Annotated in this window: 17 protein-coding genes; 9 read left to right on the forward strand and 8 right to left on the reverse strand. The window is 48.8% G+C overall.

The window, feature by feature from the left end; all coding sequences use genetic code 11:
- Positions 1-318 carry an ArsR/SmtB family transcription factor gene (locus tag KDN34_RS00080; protein WP_212594961.1) on the reverse strand — a complete coding sequence of 106 codons (318 nt, stop codon included), beginning with the start codon at positions 316-318 and terminating at the stop codon, positions 1-3.
- 207 nt (positions 319-525) lie between these two features.
- Between KDN34_RS00080 and hemG the strand changes: the two genes are divergently transcribed.
- The gene (gene hemG / locus KDN34_RS00085; protein WP_212594962.1) at positions 526-1,071 is read left to right on the forward strand and encodes a menaquinone-dependent protoporphyrinogen IX dehydrogenase; all 546 of its coding nucleotides are present in this window, start codon (positions 526-528) and stop codon (positions 1,069-1,071) included.
- Here hemG and KDN34_RS00090 read toward each other — a convergent pair.
- Genes KDN34_RS00090 through def form a run of 5 tightly spaced genes read right to left on the reverse strand, consistent with a single transcriptional unit; the run spans position 1,068 to position 6,739 of the window.
- Positions 1,068-2,510: a TrkH family potassium uptake protein gene (locus KDN34_RS00090; RefSeq protein ID WP_212594963.1), complete on the reverse strand. Its 1,443-nt coding sequence runs from the start codon at positions 2,508-2,510 to the stop codon at positions 1,068-1,070. The genes hemG and KDN34_RS00090 overlap by 4 nt on opposite strands.
- Positions 2,511-2,519: 9 nt before the next feature.
- The gene (gene trkA / locus KDN34_RS00095; RefSeq protein WP_212594964.1) at positions 2,520-3,929 is read right to left on the reverse strand and encodes a Trk system potassium transporter TrkA; all 1,410 of its coding nucleotides are present in this window, start codon (positions 3,927-3,929) and stop codon (positions 2,520-2,522) included.
- 27 nt (positions 3,930-3,956) lie between these two features.
- Positions 3,957-5,252, reverse strand: a complete 1,296-nt coding sequence (rsmB, locus tag KDN34_RS00100; protein ID WP_212594965.1) for a 16S rRNA (cytosine(967)-C(5))-methyltransferase RsmB — start codon at positions 5,250-5,252, stop codon at positions 3,957-3,959.
- The gene (fmt, locus tag KDN34_RS00105; RefSeq protein WP_212594966.1) at positions 5,249-6,199 is read right to left on the reverse strand and encodes a methionyl-tRNA formyltransferase; all 951 of its coding nucleotides are present in this window, start codon (positions 6,197-6,199) and stop codon (positions 5,249-5,251) included. The genes rsmB and fmt overlap by 4 nt, the downstream gene beginning before the upstream one ends.
- Positions 6,200-6,226: 27 nt before the next feature.
- Positions 6,227-6,739, reverse strand: a complete 513-nt coding sequence (gene def, locus KDN34_RS00110; RefSeq protein WP_212594967.1) for a peptide deformylase — start codon at positions 6,737-6,739, stop codon at positions 6,227-6,229.
- A 145-nt stretch (positions 6,740-6,884) separates the two neighbouring features.
- Here def and KDN34_RS00115 point away from each other — a divergent pair, with 145 nt between their 5' ends.
- The 6 genes from KDN34_RS00115 to hemF all read left to right on the forward strand — a co-directional run bounded on the left by KDN34_RS00115 (position 6,885) and on the right by hemF (position 11,815).
- A complete protein-coding gene (locus tag KDN34_RS00115; protein WP_212594968.1) occupies positions 6,885-7,973 on the forward strand; it encodes a LysM peptidoglycan-binding domain-containing protein in 1,089 nt (362 codons plus the stop codon).
- Positions 7,970-9,070 (forward strand): DNA-processing protein DprA, encoded by a 1,101-nt coding sequence (dprA, locus tag KDN34_RS00120; protein ID WP_456114992.1) that lies wholly within the window; start codon positions 7,970-7,972, stop codon positions 9,068-9,070. Before KDN34_RS00115 ends, dprA begins: the two co-directional genes overlap by 4 nt.
- 2 nt (positions 9,071-9,072) lie before the next feature.
- A complete protein-coding gene (locus tag KDN34_RS00125) occupies positions 9,073-9,546 on the forward strand; it encodes a DUF494 family protein (RefSeq protein WP_212594969.1) in 474 nt (157 codons plus the stop codon).
- Positions 9,547-9,652: 106 nt separating this feature from the next.
- Positions 9,653-10,216: a DNA topoisomerase family protein gene (locus KDN34_RS00130; protein WP_212594970.1), complete on the forward strand. Its 564-nt coding sequence runs from the start codon at positions 9,653-9,655 to the stop codon at positions 10,214-10,216.
- Positions 10,217-10,319: 103 nt separating this feature from the next.
- Positions 10,320-10,883, forward strand: coding sequence for an L-threonylcarbamoyladenylate synthase (locus KDN34_RS00135; protein ID WP_212596462.1), 564 nt, complete (start codon positions 10,320-10,322; stop codon positions 10,881-10,883).
- A 17-nt stretch (positions 10,884-10,900) separates the two neighbouring features.
- Positions 10,901-11,815, forward strand: coding sequence for an oxygen-dependent coproporphyrinogen oxidase (hemF, locus tag KDN34_RS00140; RefSeq protein WP_212594971.1), 915 nt, complete (start codon positions 10,901-10,903; stop codon positions 11,813-11,815).
- Positions 11,816-11,849: 34 nt separating this feature from the next.
- Here hemF and KDN34_RS00145 read toward each other — a convergent pair whose 3' ends face one another.
- A complete protein-coding gene (locus tag KDN34_RS00145) occupies positions 11,850-12,278 on the reverse strand; it encodes a group II truncated hemoglobin (RefSeq protein ID WP_212594972.1) in 429 nt (142 codons plus the stop codon).
- Positions 12,279-12,405: 127 nt separating this feature from the next.
- On the opposite strand from KDN34_RS00145, the gene aroE reads away from it, so the two are divergent.
- Both aroE and KDN34_RS00155 read left to right on the forward strand, forming a co-directional pair.
- Positions 12,406-13,224, forward strand: a complete 819-nt coding sequence (aroE, locus tag KDN34_RS00150; RefSeq protein WP_212594973.1) for a shikimate dehydrogenase — start codon at positions 12,406-12,408, stop codon at positions 13,222-13,224.
- Positions 13,221-13,484, forward strand: coding sequence for a DUF1488 family protein (locus KDN34_RS00155; protein ID WP_212594974.1), 264 nt, complete (start codon positions 13,221-13,223; stop codon positions 13,482-13,484). The genes aroE and KDN34_RS00155 overlap by 4 nt, the downstream gene beginning before the upstream one ends.
- Position 13,485: 1 nt before the next feature.
- On the opposite strand, the gene KDN34_RS00160 is transcribed toward KDN34_RS00155, so the two are convergent.
- On the reverse strand, positions 13,486-13,995 hold the full coding sequence (locus KDN34_RS00160) for a gamma carbonic anhydrase family protein (protein ID WP_228730495.1): 510 nt from the start codon (positions 13,993-13,995) through the stop codon (positions 13,486-13,488).
- Positions 13,996-14,300: the final 305 nt, after the last annotated feature.

Raw genomic sequence — 14,300 nt, forward strand, 5'->3', positions numbered from 1 at the left:
TTAACATTGTGCAGAGCAGAACTTGCGATGCAGAATGGAGATGACTTCGGTCACTTGTTGGTTTTTGAGGCTGTAATAAACGATTTGGGAACTCTTGCGAGTATCAACTAAGTCTTCTGAACGAAGTACGGCTAAGTGCTGAGACAACGCCGACTGACTCAACGGAACCGCCTCGTTAATTTCGGTGACGCTTAACTCTTTGTCGAGCAACAGGCAAAGGATCATCAAGCGGTAAGGGTTGGCAACCGCTTTGAGCCATTTTGCTGCAATTTCAGCGTTCGACAACATGGCGTCAATATTAATATCTTCAGGTGACATGCTATAAAGTACCTCTACTTCTTGATTAGATGATTCTAATTGAATGTTACGTGGTCGACAACTCATCAGTCTTTAAGCTGGATCTCACTTTTATCATCAAAATGCAGTAACTGCTTGTCCTATTTGGTCATTATCACTGTATTTTACTTTCATATTGTTCATTATCATCTTTTATTGTCGTTTTTTATAAGTAGAGCAGGTATTGCTATGAAATCCATTCTGGTTCTCTATTATTCCCGAGGTGGTCACACCGCTAGAATTTCCCGGTGTATCGTGCGTCGCATTCAACAGCAGGGATACAGATGTGAAATGATGGGTTTGCTTGAAGCGGAAAAGGAGGGTATTGATTGGCAAGAGTGGGATGCCGTCGTCCTCGGCGCTTGTGTACTTTACGGCACTTACGATAAAAGTGTCTTTGCGTTTTGTAGTAAATACCAGCAACAGCTGGATCAAAAAGCGATTAGCTTCTTTTCGGTGAATGTCGTTGCCCGCAAACCGGAAAAACGCATACCTGAAAATAACCGCTATCTGCAAAAATTCATTGAGTTATCGGCTTGGAAACCCAACGATGTGAAAATTATCGCCGGGAAAGTTGATTATCCATCGTGGCGTTGGCTTGATAAGCAGATGATCCGTCTGATCATGAAAATTACCGACGGGCCAACTGACACGAAGGCTGTGATCGATTACACCGATTATCAAGAGGTCGATGGCTATGCTGATCACCTGGCGACGTTAGTTCCGGCGAATTAATAACGCCAAAAACTGGGGTGAAACAGTACTGCGACGGTGAGAATTTCCAAGCGTCCCAGTAGCATGCCAATGGATAATGCCCATTTAGCCACATCTGGCAAGGTTTCAAAGTTACCCGCGGGGCCAATGACGGGGCCAAGCCCAGGCCCCACGTTGGTGACGGCGGTAATGGCACCAGAAAGACTGGTCATTGGGTCCAGCCCACACATTACCAATATCAGTGTTACCAACACAATTACCAGCATAAACAGCATCATAAACGTGACCAGAGAGCGTACAATTTCTTCGTTAATGGGGCGATTATTGTAGCGTTCACGGAAGATACCGTTAGGGTGGAATTGCTGCTTGAGCTGCTCACGCATGATGGCGACGGCAATCTGAAAGCGGAAAATTTTAATCCCCCCCGCAGTGGAACCGGAACAGCCGCCCACCAGCATCAGAAACAGGAAGCTAATCACCGCAACCGCACCCCACTGGCTATAATCAGTCAAACCGTATCCGGTGGTGGTCACTACTGACACAACGTTGAATGCCGCTAGTCTTAAGGCATCGATAAAACCTAAGTGTTTGGTATCGCTCAGCCATAACGCCAGTCCTAAGGAGACGACTAACAAAAACAGCAGGTAGCCTTTAATTTGTGCGTCGTTCCACACCCGCAAACTACGAACTTGGATGGTCTGTGCAAAGGTCAGTAAAGGCAATCCACCCGCTGCCATAAAGACAATACCGACCCAGTGGCAACGTTCCGGAAATGCCGCCATGGAATTATCTGATGTGGAATAGCCGCCGGTCGACAAAGTCGTCATCGCATGATTGATGGCTTGAAACCAGTTCATCCCCGCCCAGTGATACGCCATGCCACAAGCGACGGTGAGACCGACATAAACCAGAAACAGATATTTGGCGAGGCTTTGGGTGCGAGGAATCGTTTTATCTGACCAGTCTGAAGACTCAGTGCGGAACAGTCTCATACCACCCACGTTAAGGAATGGCAGAATGGCCACCGCCATCACGATAAAACCAATCCCGCCTAACCACTGTAATAGCGAACGCCAGATCAGGATACTGTGGTCCATATTATCCAGCCCGGATAACACCGTTGAGCCGGTTGTGGTAACGCCAGACATTGTTTCAAAAAAAGCGTCGGTGTAACCAATGCCGTGATACAGCGTAAAGGGCATCGCCGCAAATAAACTCACAATTACCCAGGTGAGGCTGGTTAACAGGAACATATCGCGGATATTCAGATGTAATTTGCCGCCTTGGCCGCGGTGTACACAGATACTGGCAAACACCCCGGTAAAAATTGCAGACACCAGAAATGCCATCACGGTTTCTTCGCCATAAACCAGCGCAAAAGCCAACGGGATAAACATAAATCCAGTCAACATCGACAGGAATAATCCCAAAATAAACAGTAGTGGCTTGAAGTTCAGCATGAGGGTGACCTAGAAGAAGAAGGCGCTGGGCTGGAACAGCTTTTCAACGTCACTGACAAACTTCTTGTTCACCAGGAACAAGATGACGTGATCGCCCTGGGCGATGACCGTGCGGTCATGTGCCATTAGCACCTCTTCGTCGCGCACAATGGCACCAATGGTCGTTCCCGGCGGTAACTTGATCTCACCAACCTGCTTGCCGACGACTTTACTGGTGCTGGCATCACCGTGGGCGATCGCCTCAATCGCTTCCGCCGCACCGCGTCGCAAAGAATAAACGTTACAAATATCACCCTGACGGATATGGGTTAATAACGAGGATATGGTTGCTTGTTGTGGCGAGATGGCGATGTCGATATTTGCTTCCTGCACAATATCCACATAGGCTTCGCGTTGGATCAAAACCATTACTTTTTTGGCACCCATACGCTTGGCCAATAGTGCGGACATGATGTTCGCTTCGTCATCGTTAGTTACCGCAATGAACACATCGGTCTGATCAATGTGTTCTTCCATCAGCAACTCTTGATCGGAAGCGTCACCACAGAAAACCGTCGTGTTCTGCAGTTTTTCTGATAACAGTTCGGCACGTTCCTGTTTCTGTTCGATGAGCTTAATGGCGTGATTCTTTTCCAGCTTTTTGGCCAATCCCAGACCAATGTTACCGCCACCTGCAATCATAATGTTGCGGTAGGAGCTGTCGAGCTTTTGCATTTCACTCATGACGGCGCGGATATGGCGACTATCAGCAACAAAAAAAACTTCATCATCGGCTTCGATAATCGTGGTTCCGCGCGGCATGATGGCTCGGCCCTGGCGGAAAATTGCGGCAACCCGGGTATCAATATTGGGCATATGTTCGCGCAGCGCCGCAAGGGCGTTTCCCACCAGCGGGCCGCCGTAATAGGCTTTGACAGCCACCAGACTCACGCGTCCGTCAGCAAAGTCGAGAACCTGTAAAGCTCCCGGATACTCTACCAATCGGTGAATGTAAGTAATTACTAACTGCTCTGGCGCGATCAGTTCATCAATCACAAAACCACCGCGCAATTTACTTTCAGTGTTCTTGGTTTCACTGTCGATAAACAGTTTGTCGCGCATGGCAAGGTATTGCTCAGAACGAATGCGTGCAATTTTGGTGGGGGTACCAAAAAGGGTATACGCAATCTGACAGGCGGTCATATTGCATTCATCACTGTTCGTCACAGCGACCAGCATATCGGCATCTTCTGCACCAGCCTCCAGCAGTACTCCTGGATTAGCGGCGTGACCAGCCACCACCCGCAGATCATATTTATCCTGCAAAGCCCTGAGTCGGTTCCTATCACTATCGACAATAGTGATATCGTTATTCTCACCTACCAGGTTTTCTGCCAGTGTGCCGCCGACCTGGCCCGCGCCGAGGATAATGATCTTCATGGCTTATTCTTTTCCCGGGGTTGTGCCTTAAGCTGTACTGCGTTTAAGCAGCTTTGCGTAGTAAAACCCGTCCATATTGTCCTGTCCCGGCAGTATTTGCCAGTCTGACGAGCAATTTTCTTGTGAAGCTGTGATAACTTGCAGCTCTGCATCAGCGGTTCGCGCTAAAAAAGCGGCAATCTGCTGGTGGTTTTCCTCCGGCAGAATCGAGCAGGTGGCATAGAGTAACACACCACCGGGCTTGAGCCACTGCCAGCAGTGATCAAGGATTTGCGCTTGTACTTTAGTGAGTTCTGCGATATCAGCTTCTTTGCGCAACCATTTGATATCGGGATGCCGCCGAATGACGCCAGTCGCTGAACAGGGGGCATCGAGTAAAATGCGATCAAACTTATCACCGTGCCACCATTCATGGATCGCGGCAGCATTGCCTTGAATAACCCTAGCATCGAGCTGCAACCGCGCAAGATTTTGGTTAACCCGCATCAAGCGCTTACTGTCATTATCGACAGCGACCAAGTTGATACCCGGGGTGCGCTCCAGAATATGACAAGTTTTACCCCCTGGAGCCGCACAGGCATCCAATACCAATTCCCCGGCTTGTGCATCAAGGAGTTGCGCCGCCCATTGCGCTGCACCGTCTTGTACTGAGACCGTACCACTTTCAAATCCCGGCAGTTGCGTCACATCACATGGATGTTCTAACAGCATTGCATCATCGCTGGAGCCTGGTGACGCAGTGATTGATTGTTCACTTAACTGTAAGAGGTAGTCACTGCGGCGCTGCTGCTGACAATTATTTCGCAGCCACATCGGCGGACGCTGCTGACTATTCTCTACAACTTGTTGCCACTGGTTTGGATAGGCGGCCTGCAGCTTTTTGAGTATCCATGCAGGGAAATTATATTTCAGTGTCGGACTTTCTCCTGACAACGGCTGTTGTTGGCGTTGGATGTTCCGTAATACGCCGTTAACCACTTTCACCAGATTTTCCTGTCCCAGTTGTCGACATGCTTCAGCCGTTTCAGAAATGGCGGCATGAGGGGGAATGCGGGTGAAATACAGTTGATAACATCCCACCAGGAGTAACTGCTGAATAATGCGTTGCTTGCCTTTAAATGGCTTGGACAGACACGCCGAGACACACTGATCAAGTTGCGGTAATACCCGCATAACACCATAACAAAGCTCAGCAATCAGCGCTTTATCTTTAGGACTGCGGACATTTTGCTGTACATCGGGCAGTGCCAACGACAGTGATTGCCCTTGTTCCAGAACAGCAAAGACTGCTTTAGCTGCTAATGCTCTGAGATTGAGTCTCATGCGTTCACCAGTGATGTGCCGGGACTGAACCATTCCGCGCGCGCATTAAGAATGTCGGCGGCAGTGGTCGCCTTTTTCCCAGGAAGCTGCAATGTTTGCAGTATCAACAGTCCATCACCGGTTGCGACCGTAATCCCGTGTTTATCTGCGGCTACGATAGTCCCGGGTTCTGCACGAGCGTTTGATGGGGCAATACTGGCTTGCCAAACTTTAACGTTTTGTTGCTGACACTCAAAGTAACTGACGGGCCAGGGATTAAAGGCGCGGATCTCCTGCCACAGCTGTTTGGCCGGTTTCTGCCAGTCGATGGCCGCTTCTTCTTTGCTCAACTTGTCGGCATAACAAGCCAGACTGTCATCCTGAGCTTCTGCTTGCAGCGTATTTTCTGCTATGCCACTCAACGCTTGCAGTAATGCCTCTGGTCCTTGCTGTGCCAGCTTTTCATAGAGACTAGCCGAAGTGTCATCTGCTGTTATCGTTAATCGGGTCTTCAATAACATGGCGCCGGTGTCGAGCCCGGCATCCATCTGCATGACGGTGACGCCAGTTTCCTGATCGCCAGCCCAAATAGCGCGTTGGATCGGCGCTGCACCGCGCCAGCGTGGCAGGATAGAACCATGAACATTAATACAACCCAACCTTGGCGCATCCAATACAGCTTGCGGCAGGATCAATCCATAAGCCACTACCACCATGACATCAGCATTCAATGCCGCTAGCTGTTGTTGTGCCTCTTCATTGCGTAATGTTTTGGGTTGATAAACGGGAATATTGTGGTTCTGTGCCAGCTGTTTGACCGGACTAGGCATCAGTTTCTGGCCCCTGCCAGCAGGCCTGTCCGGTTGCGTGTAGACGGCTATGACCTCATGTGCAGAGTTCAATAACGCCTGCAGATGGCGGGCAGCAAAATCCGGTGTCCCGGCAAATATCACTTTCAAGGACGTCAAATTCTTTCCTGTGTTTGGTTGGTTAGCTCAGAGCTGCTTAGCTTCCTGACGAGCAGCTTTTTCGAGTTTCTGCCTGATGCGTTGACGCTTCAGGGAAGACAGGTAGTCAACAAACAACTTACCTTTCAAATGATCCATTTCATGTTGGATACAGATGGCAAACAGGCCGTCTGCCTCAATGGTAAACTCATTGCCGTCACGATCCAGTGACTTCACAGTGACAAATTCTGCTCTATCTACCTTGGCATAAATACCGGGGACAGAGAGGCAGCCTTCCTCATTGCAAAAATCACCACTGGAGCTAATGATTTGTGGGTTGATAAAGACCCGTGGCCGCTCGACATCGTCTTGCAGATCCATCACTATCAATTGTTTGTGAAAATCTACTTGTGTCGCAGCCAGACCAATACCTTTTTCGGTATACATAGTTTCGAACATATCGTCGATTTGTTGCTGCAAAGCTGCATTGAAATCAGTGACAGGTTCGGCGACCGTTCGTAGTCGTTCGTCGGGATATCTTAGTACATTTAACAAAGCCATAGGTAACTCGTAACAATTGTGTTAAAACCACGCGAGTTGGTTATACTGTTTCGTGCTAATGCGTTAATTTTAATCCTTAGCGGCTGTCAATAACAGAAAAAGCTCATTATTAATAGAATATGAGCCACACAACACGGATGGGCCCATGAAAAGGTTTACTTTATTTGCGTTACTGTCACTTGTTTGTTCCTGGGTATACGCTGATGTTTTAACTCTTAAATCCGGTCATCCCGACACCTACGTGGTGAAAAAAGGCGATACGCTTTGGGATATATCGGCAATGTTTCTTAAAGATCCATGGCGCTGGCCAAAATTATGGGGAGCCAACCCACAGATTGCTAACCCACACCTGATCTATCCCGGTGATCGTTTGACGCTGGTGTTTATCGATGGTGAACCGCGCTTAGTCAATAAGCCTTTTGTACGCAGCAGCCCTTCAGGACAAATCAAATCCAAAGGCGATGCCATTCCGTTAGTGGATTTGTCTTTGATCGAACAGTACCTAGTGCAGAACCGGATTGTTGATCCTGAATGGTTACAGCAACAGCCGATGGTGGTTGGCGGTGAAAATCCGGCAAAACGCCATGTCGCTGGCGATATCATTTACATCAAGGGTAACGTGCCAAAGGGTACCAAGCTGGGGTTGTACCAGCCAGGACGTAAATTTGTTGATCAAGACAGTGGCGATTCTTTGGGGCAGGAAGCGATTCTTACGGCTACCGGAAGGGTCACTGAATCTGGCGATATTTCCAAAGTGTTACTGTTGAATAATTTCCGCGAAACTAAGGCCGGCTTCAGAGCTTTTTCAGTTGAAGACGATGCGTTTATGTCGGCTTACTTGATGCCAAGGGCCGGAACTGTTGCCGATGCCAAAGTGCTGGCTTCAGAACTTGATATCCGCGAAATGGGTAAATTTGACATAGCCTATATCGACCGCGGCAGTAAGGATGGGGTGGAAACCGGCCAGGTCTTTACCATCTTTAAGCCGGGTGACAAAGTGGTCATTGGTAATGACGGGGTTCCGGTGCTTCCTAATGAACAGTCTGCTTACGACAAAATGCTAGGGGCTATGGACAGCGATGATGTGTTAAAACTGCCTAACCTCTACCGTGGTCAGTTAATGGTGTTTAAAGTGTTTGATAAAACCAGCATGGGACTAATTCTGGTGGATAAGCGGCCTGTGCGGGTTGGTGACATCCTGACTAAACCGGTAACTATTCTGCAAGGAGAATGACAGAGGACGCTCTGGTCGATTGGTTGTTTGTCAGTGCAGTATCCGGGCTTGGCCCGCTACGGATTGGACAACTGCTTGAACACATGGATGTGTCAGAGTTGCGGCAAAGAGTGGAACAGAAATCCGCGTCTTTGCCGATAGCTTTGCCAGAACCACAAGTTGCTGCTGCCTGGCGAAAAGTTGAGGCAGCGCTGACCTGGCAGCGTCAGGCTTCCCATCATTATCTAATTTGTCGTGACGACCCATTATATCCGCCGCTGTTGCAACAAATCGCCGACCCTCCATCAGTACTTTTTATCAAAGGTCATCCAGAGGCATTGTTACGTCCAGCGATTGCCATCGTTGGCAGTCGTGCTGCGAGCCATGCTGGATTGGCGCTGGCGTTCCAATTGGCCGCAGAACTTGACAGTATTGGCCTCGCGGTTGTTAGCGGTATGGCCGCGGGAATTGATGGTGCTGCGCATAAAGGGGCTCTTAGCCATAGCGGCAGTACCATTGCTGTGCTGGGAACCGGCGTAGAACAGATTTATCCGAAGCGGCATCGGCAACTTTACCATGATATTCAACAATATGGTGCGGTGGTGAGTGAATTCTGGCCTGACATCACCGCATTTGCTGGGAATTTTCCTAAACGAAACCGTATAATCAGCGGCCTCGCGTTGGGAACTCTGGTTGTTGAGGCCCGACGTCGCAGCGGCTCCCTTATCAGTGCAAGAACCGCTATGGAGCAGGGGCGGGAAGTTTTTGCAATACCTGGTCCGGTTATAAGCGGTGATCATCAGGGATGCCATGATTTAATTAAAAATGGGGCAAAACTTGTAGAGTCGCTGGCCGATATAGTAGAAGAGCTGCCGCCGTTGTTGCAAAGTCATTTGCAGGCGCTTCCGGGTCATGTCCCGTTACAAACAGAACATAACTCGCAGTTGCCATTTAAAACGCTGTTAGCTAGTGTAGGGTATGAAACCACACCACTTGATGTTGTGGTTGAACAGAGCGGTATAACGTTGGATCTGGTGTTGGAACAATTGCTTGAACTTGAATTACAAGGTTGGGTTGCCGCAGTACCCGGTGGTTACGTTAGACTCAAGAGGAACTAGCCATGTTTGATATCCTCATGTATCTGTTTGAAAACTATGTACATAGTGAAGTGGAACTGATGGTTGACGAAGATGAGTTAACCAAGGAACTGACTCGCGCGGGTTTTCATCAGTCAGAAATCCTTAAAGCACTCAGCTGGCTTGAGCGTTTAGCTGCTCTGCAGGAAAGTGATTCGCCGTATGTCAGAACTAATGACAGCTATTCTTTCCGTATTTACACCGACGATGAAATCGACAAACTGGATGTGGAATGCCGTGGCTTCCTGTTGTTTTTGGAAGAGATCGGCGTGCTCAATTTCAATACCCGCGAAATGGTCATTGACCGGGTGATGGAGTTGGATGAACCTACACTGGTACTCGAAGATCTGAAGTGGGTGATCCTGATGGTGTTGTTCAATGCTCCCGGTAACGAATCGGCTTATGAGCAGATGGAAGACCTGATATTTGAACAGCCGGACGGCAGATTGCATTCTTGAGTGACACATCAAAAGAAAGAGGCTTAGAGCCTCTTTTTTAATGCCCGGGTTCCTAAAGACTAACGTGTTATCATTAACGCAGTGTCTACCAATGAGCGAATAACGTATGGCCAAAATTGACCAAAAACTCTTCAATACTCGTGAACATGCACTGGAACGTGAATATGAAGTTTGCCCCAAGTGTGGTGCTGAGTTGAATATTCGTCATAGTAAACATGGCAGTTTTTTGGGCTGCAGCAATTATCCGACCTGTGACTATAGCCGTCCTTTAGTGCAGCATGAGGCCATCGAATCGCAGGTGATCCCTGGTTCTCGTTGTCCTGAATGTGGTGCGGAATTAGCAGTAAAATCTGGACGCTTTGGCATTTTTATTGGCTGTACTCGCTATCCAGAATGTAAACACGTCGAAAAGCATGACCAGCAGCCAGCGCAACAAGCTATTGATTGCCCACTGTGCCATACCGGCAAACTGGAACCGAGAACTAGCCGTTTCGGTAAAACCTTTTATGCGTGTAGCGATTACCCTAAATGCAAATATTTGGTGAATTACCCGCCACGCGCGGAGGCTTGTCCAGAATGCGGCTTTGGTATCCTGGTTGAGCGTCGTAGCGCAGGAGGGGTGCGTCTGGAATGTCCGCAAAAAAATTGTCACTTCAAAAAGCTTTTGTGATCTGTGTCAAACAATGGTTGGTGCCGGTCAGTGATGTCGTTATAATTCTCAATCCCTCGACGGCATTAGCCGCCATTAGCATCTTGTTTGTAAAGGTATAATGATGTTGCAAATACCGGCATCCGCCAGTAAAGAGATACTGCTGGGCGGTGGTGTAATCGCCTATCCTACAGAAGCGGTATATGGCTTAGGTTGTGATCCTGATAATGAAGCTGCCGTGCAGCGTATTCTGGAGATTAAACAGCGTCCCTGGCAGAAAGGACTGATTATGGTCGCTAGCAATTTTGCACAGTTGCGACCTTACATCGATGAAGCGCAATTAACGGAGGCGCAGTTAGCCAGCGCTTTTGCGAAATGGCCGGGTCCGTTTACCTTTATCATGCCAGTCAGAGCGTCACTATCGCCTTTCGTGCGGGGTCAGTTTGATACCTGTGCTGTAAGGGTATCGGCGCATCCACTGGTACGGGAACTCTGTGATTTAGTGAATAAGCCGATTATTTCTACCAGTGCCAATCTGGCCGGAGAGCCTCCAGCTGTCACTGCCGAAGCAATCCTACAGACGTTTGATGGCAAACTGGATGCGTTAGTTATTGGACAGTTAGGTGAGCAACGTCAACCGTCAACCATTATTGATATTCGCAGCGGCAAGGTGTTGCGACAGGGATAATCCATTAAGGAGCTAGTATGACCGCACCGGGTTCACAGATGGTGAAGCAGTACCTACAGCAGTTACAACAAAATATTTGCGAAGCGTTGGAACAACTGGATGGTTCTGCCAAGTTTATCGAAGATGCATGGCTGCGGCCGTTAGGCGGCGGTGGCAAAAGTAAAGTGCTGGTGGATGGTGCAGTGTTTGAGCAGGCAGGCGTTAACTTTTCCCATGTGACCGGAGATGCGATGCCGGGGTCGGCAACAGCGCATCGGCCGGAATTGGCCGGACGTAGTTTTGAAGCTATGGGGGTATCCCTGGTTATCCATCCGCGTAATCCTTATGTACCGACCACCCATGCTAACGTGCGTTTCTTTATTGCCCGTAAACCTGATGCAGATCCTGTCTGGTGGTTTGGTGGCGGTTTCGATTTAACGCCTTATTACCCAGTTCTGGAGGACGTCCAGCAATGGCATCGGCAAGCGCAAGCTTTGTGTCAGCCTTTTGGGGATGAGGTTTATCCCAAATACAAAAAATGGTGTGACGAATATTTCTATCTACCCCATCGTCAGGAAACCCGCGGTGTAGGCGGTTTATTTTTTGATGACCTCAATGACGGTGGTTTTGACCAGTGCTTTGCTTTTATGCAGGCGGTGGGTAACGGTTTTATCGAGCAGTATCGTCCTGTTGTGCAGAAACGCAAAGACACCCCATACGGGGAGCGTGAGCGTCAGTTTCAGCTGTATCGCCGCGGCCGTTATGTGGAATTCAACCTGGTTTATGACCGTGGTACTTTGTTTGGTCTGCAAACCGGCGGCCGGACAGAATCGATTCTGATGTCGATGCCACCTTTGGTGCGCTGGCAGTATAGCTATCAGCCAGAGCCGGGAACGCCGGAAGCGGACTTATACCAGAACTATCTTAAACCTCGGGATTGGTTGAGCCAGTGATCTGAAATCAGGCGAACCAATGATCCTCAAAGAATTATTGGTTACGCATATGGTCGGCGAGCTGGGCTATCGCCTGATAGATCACTTGCCGATGTTCCGGCTTTTTGACCGATTTTTCCAACGCGATTTTCATACAGCGCAGCCACTGATCCCGCATATTGTTATCAATCGCGAAGTTCATGTGCCGCGCTCTCAGCATTGGATTGCCATATTTTTGTTGAAATAGTTGTGGTCCGCCCAGCCAGCCACTCAGAAACTCATATAGCTTTTGTTCTGATTGCGACAGTGGATTGGGATGAATTGCCAGCAGCTGTTGAGTATCCTCGCGGCGCTGCATCTCCTGGTAAAAATGTTTGGCGATGGCGCGAATGGTGTTATCGCCGCCAATTAAATCGTACGCGTTAGACTGCGTTGGATCTCTGTCGGTGGTTTCGCGGCCAAGTATCTTTTTAATCCAATTCATAACTATCTCAAGTAATCATATCGGTGCCAGTATACACATTCTTGGTTCAGTCCGTGCAGTAGGGTGATTGCTGACAAAAGTCATTCAAGGGTACACTGCGACAATCATCAGTTGTTAATCTAGTATCATGACCGATCAATACGTTGTCTTCGGCAATCCTATCAAACACAGCAAATCGCCCTTTATCCACAAGGAATTTGCTAAGCAGACGAATGCTGATATCAATTATGAAACGGCATTAGTGCCGCTTGATGATTTTGTTAACACCGCCAGGCAGTTTTTTGCTGCTGGTGGCTGTGGCGCTAATGTTACTGTGCCGTTTAAAGAGCAAGCTTATCGCATGTGTGATGAATTGAGTGATGCCGCGCAGATGGCGGGGGCGGTTAACACACTGATTAAACTAGCTGATGGGCGAATTAGCGGTGACAACACCGACGGTGTCGGCTTAGTGACTGATTTACAGCGCTTTACTTCCTTGCGAGGTAAACAGGTGTTATTGCTAGGTGCTGGTGGCGCAGCCCGCGGTTGCTTGTTGCCATTATTAAATGCCGGTGTTGCCCAGATTGATATTTGCAATCGTACAGCCGCTAAAGCTGAAGTGTTGGCGGCGCTGCATCCGACAAAAGTGCGAGCCGTCAGCGCTGAAGCGTTGCTGCCCTCTTATGACCTAGTGATCAACTCTACTTCCGCCAGTCTTTCTGGAAATGTGCCGCTCATCCCTGCCGCAGCTGTTAATCAGGCACTTTGCTACGACATGATGTATGGCGCAGCGCCAACGGCATTTAATCTATGGTGTGAGGCTAACGGCGCTGCACATGTGGTCGATGGGTTAGGTATGTTGGTGGGGCAGGCTGCTTATAGCTTTTACTTATGGCGTGGAGTGATGCCGCAAGTGGAACCTGTACTACAAAAGTTAAGACAGCAGCTGGTGGGTCAATCATCATGAATCAATCGGTGATTTTCAATGAACAAGTGCGTTGGTTAGCCAAGCTGGACGCGCTGGAATTTATCGCGCAACTGCAGGGCAATCTCATTAAGTGCCGGGTTTCACGGCGCTATCTACAACAGTTTTCTGAGCTAAATCTACACAGCGAGCACGAGATTGTTAATGCTTTTGAATGTCAGCGTTTCGACCTGGAGGATATGGCCGAAACGCTGATAACTGAAGAAGCATTTGATGGTGAGGGTAATATTTCTCTGGGATAGGCTATGCTTGTTGCAGATATTCCGCCTTCAGACGCACATAATTATCTGCCGATGCCGGTAAAAACAGGCGTTCCTGCTCAGTTAAAGGTCGAGCCTGGCGAGCGGGGTTTCCCATATACAAGTATCCCGCCTGTAATCGTTTGCCGGGCGGCACCACAGTACCGGCGCCAATAATCACATCATCTTCTACCACCACATTATCCAGAATTATCGCTCCCATACCGATCAGTACCCGATTTCCTATAGTGCAGCCGTGCAGCATCGCCTTATGACCAACTGTCACATCATCACCAATGAGTAGTGGGTAACCCTCAGGATTGCTAGTTGAGCGACGAGTAACATGCAGTACGGATCCGTCCTGAATATTACTACGCAGACCAATGACAATGCGATTAACATCACCCCTTGCCGCCACCAACGGCCAGACACTGGCATCGTCACCAAGTGTAATATCGCCGACCAGTACACAGGTTTCATCAATATAAACGCGCTGCCCAAGCGTAGGAGTCATACCTTGGTAAGATCTTAAATTTGTCACTGTCATATCATCCGATCTCAATTTTGCTGCTGTTTTCACCATTATACGGACAAAAAAACACTACTCGGGTGAAATAGTGGGCAAACAGATAAAAATCGTAATTTTCTTGCGAATTGGTGCTTGCACAAAACTATAAGCCCCCTATAATGCGCACCCACTGACACGGCAACAGCGACACGCTGGCGGTGTTGAGGACAAGGCGGCAAGGCTGAATTGTCCTGGCGAAAAAAGATTGGCGAAAGCCACTTGACGCCAAAACGGGGTGGTGTAGAATGCAC

Origin of the sequence: Shewanella yunxiaonensis, assembly GCF_018223345.1 — a bacterium.
GTDB lineage: Bacteria > Pseudomonadota > Gammaproteobacteria > Enterobacterales > Shewanellaceae > Shewanella > Shewanella yunxiaonensis.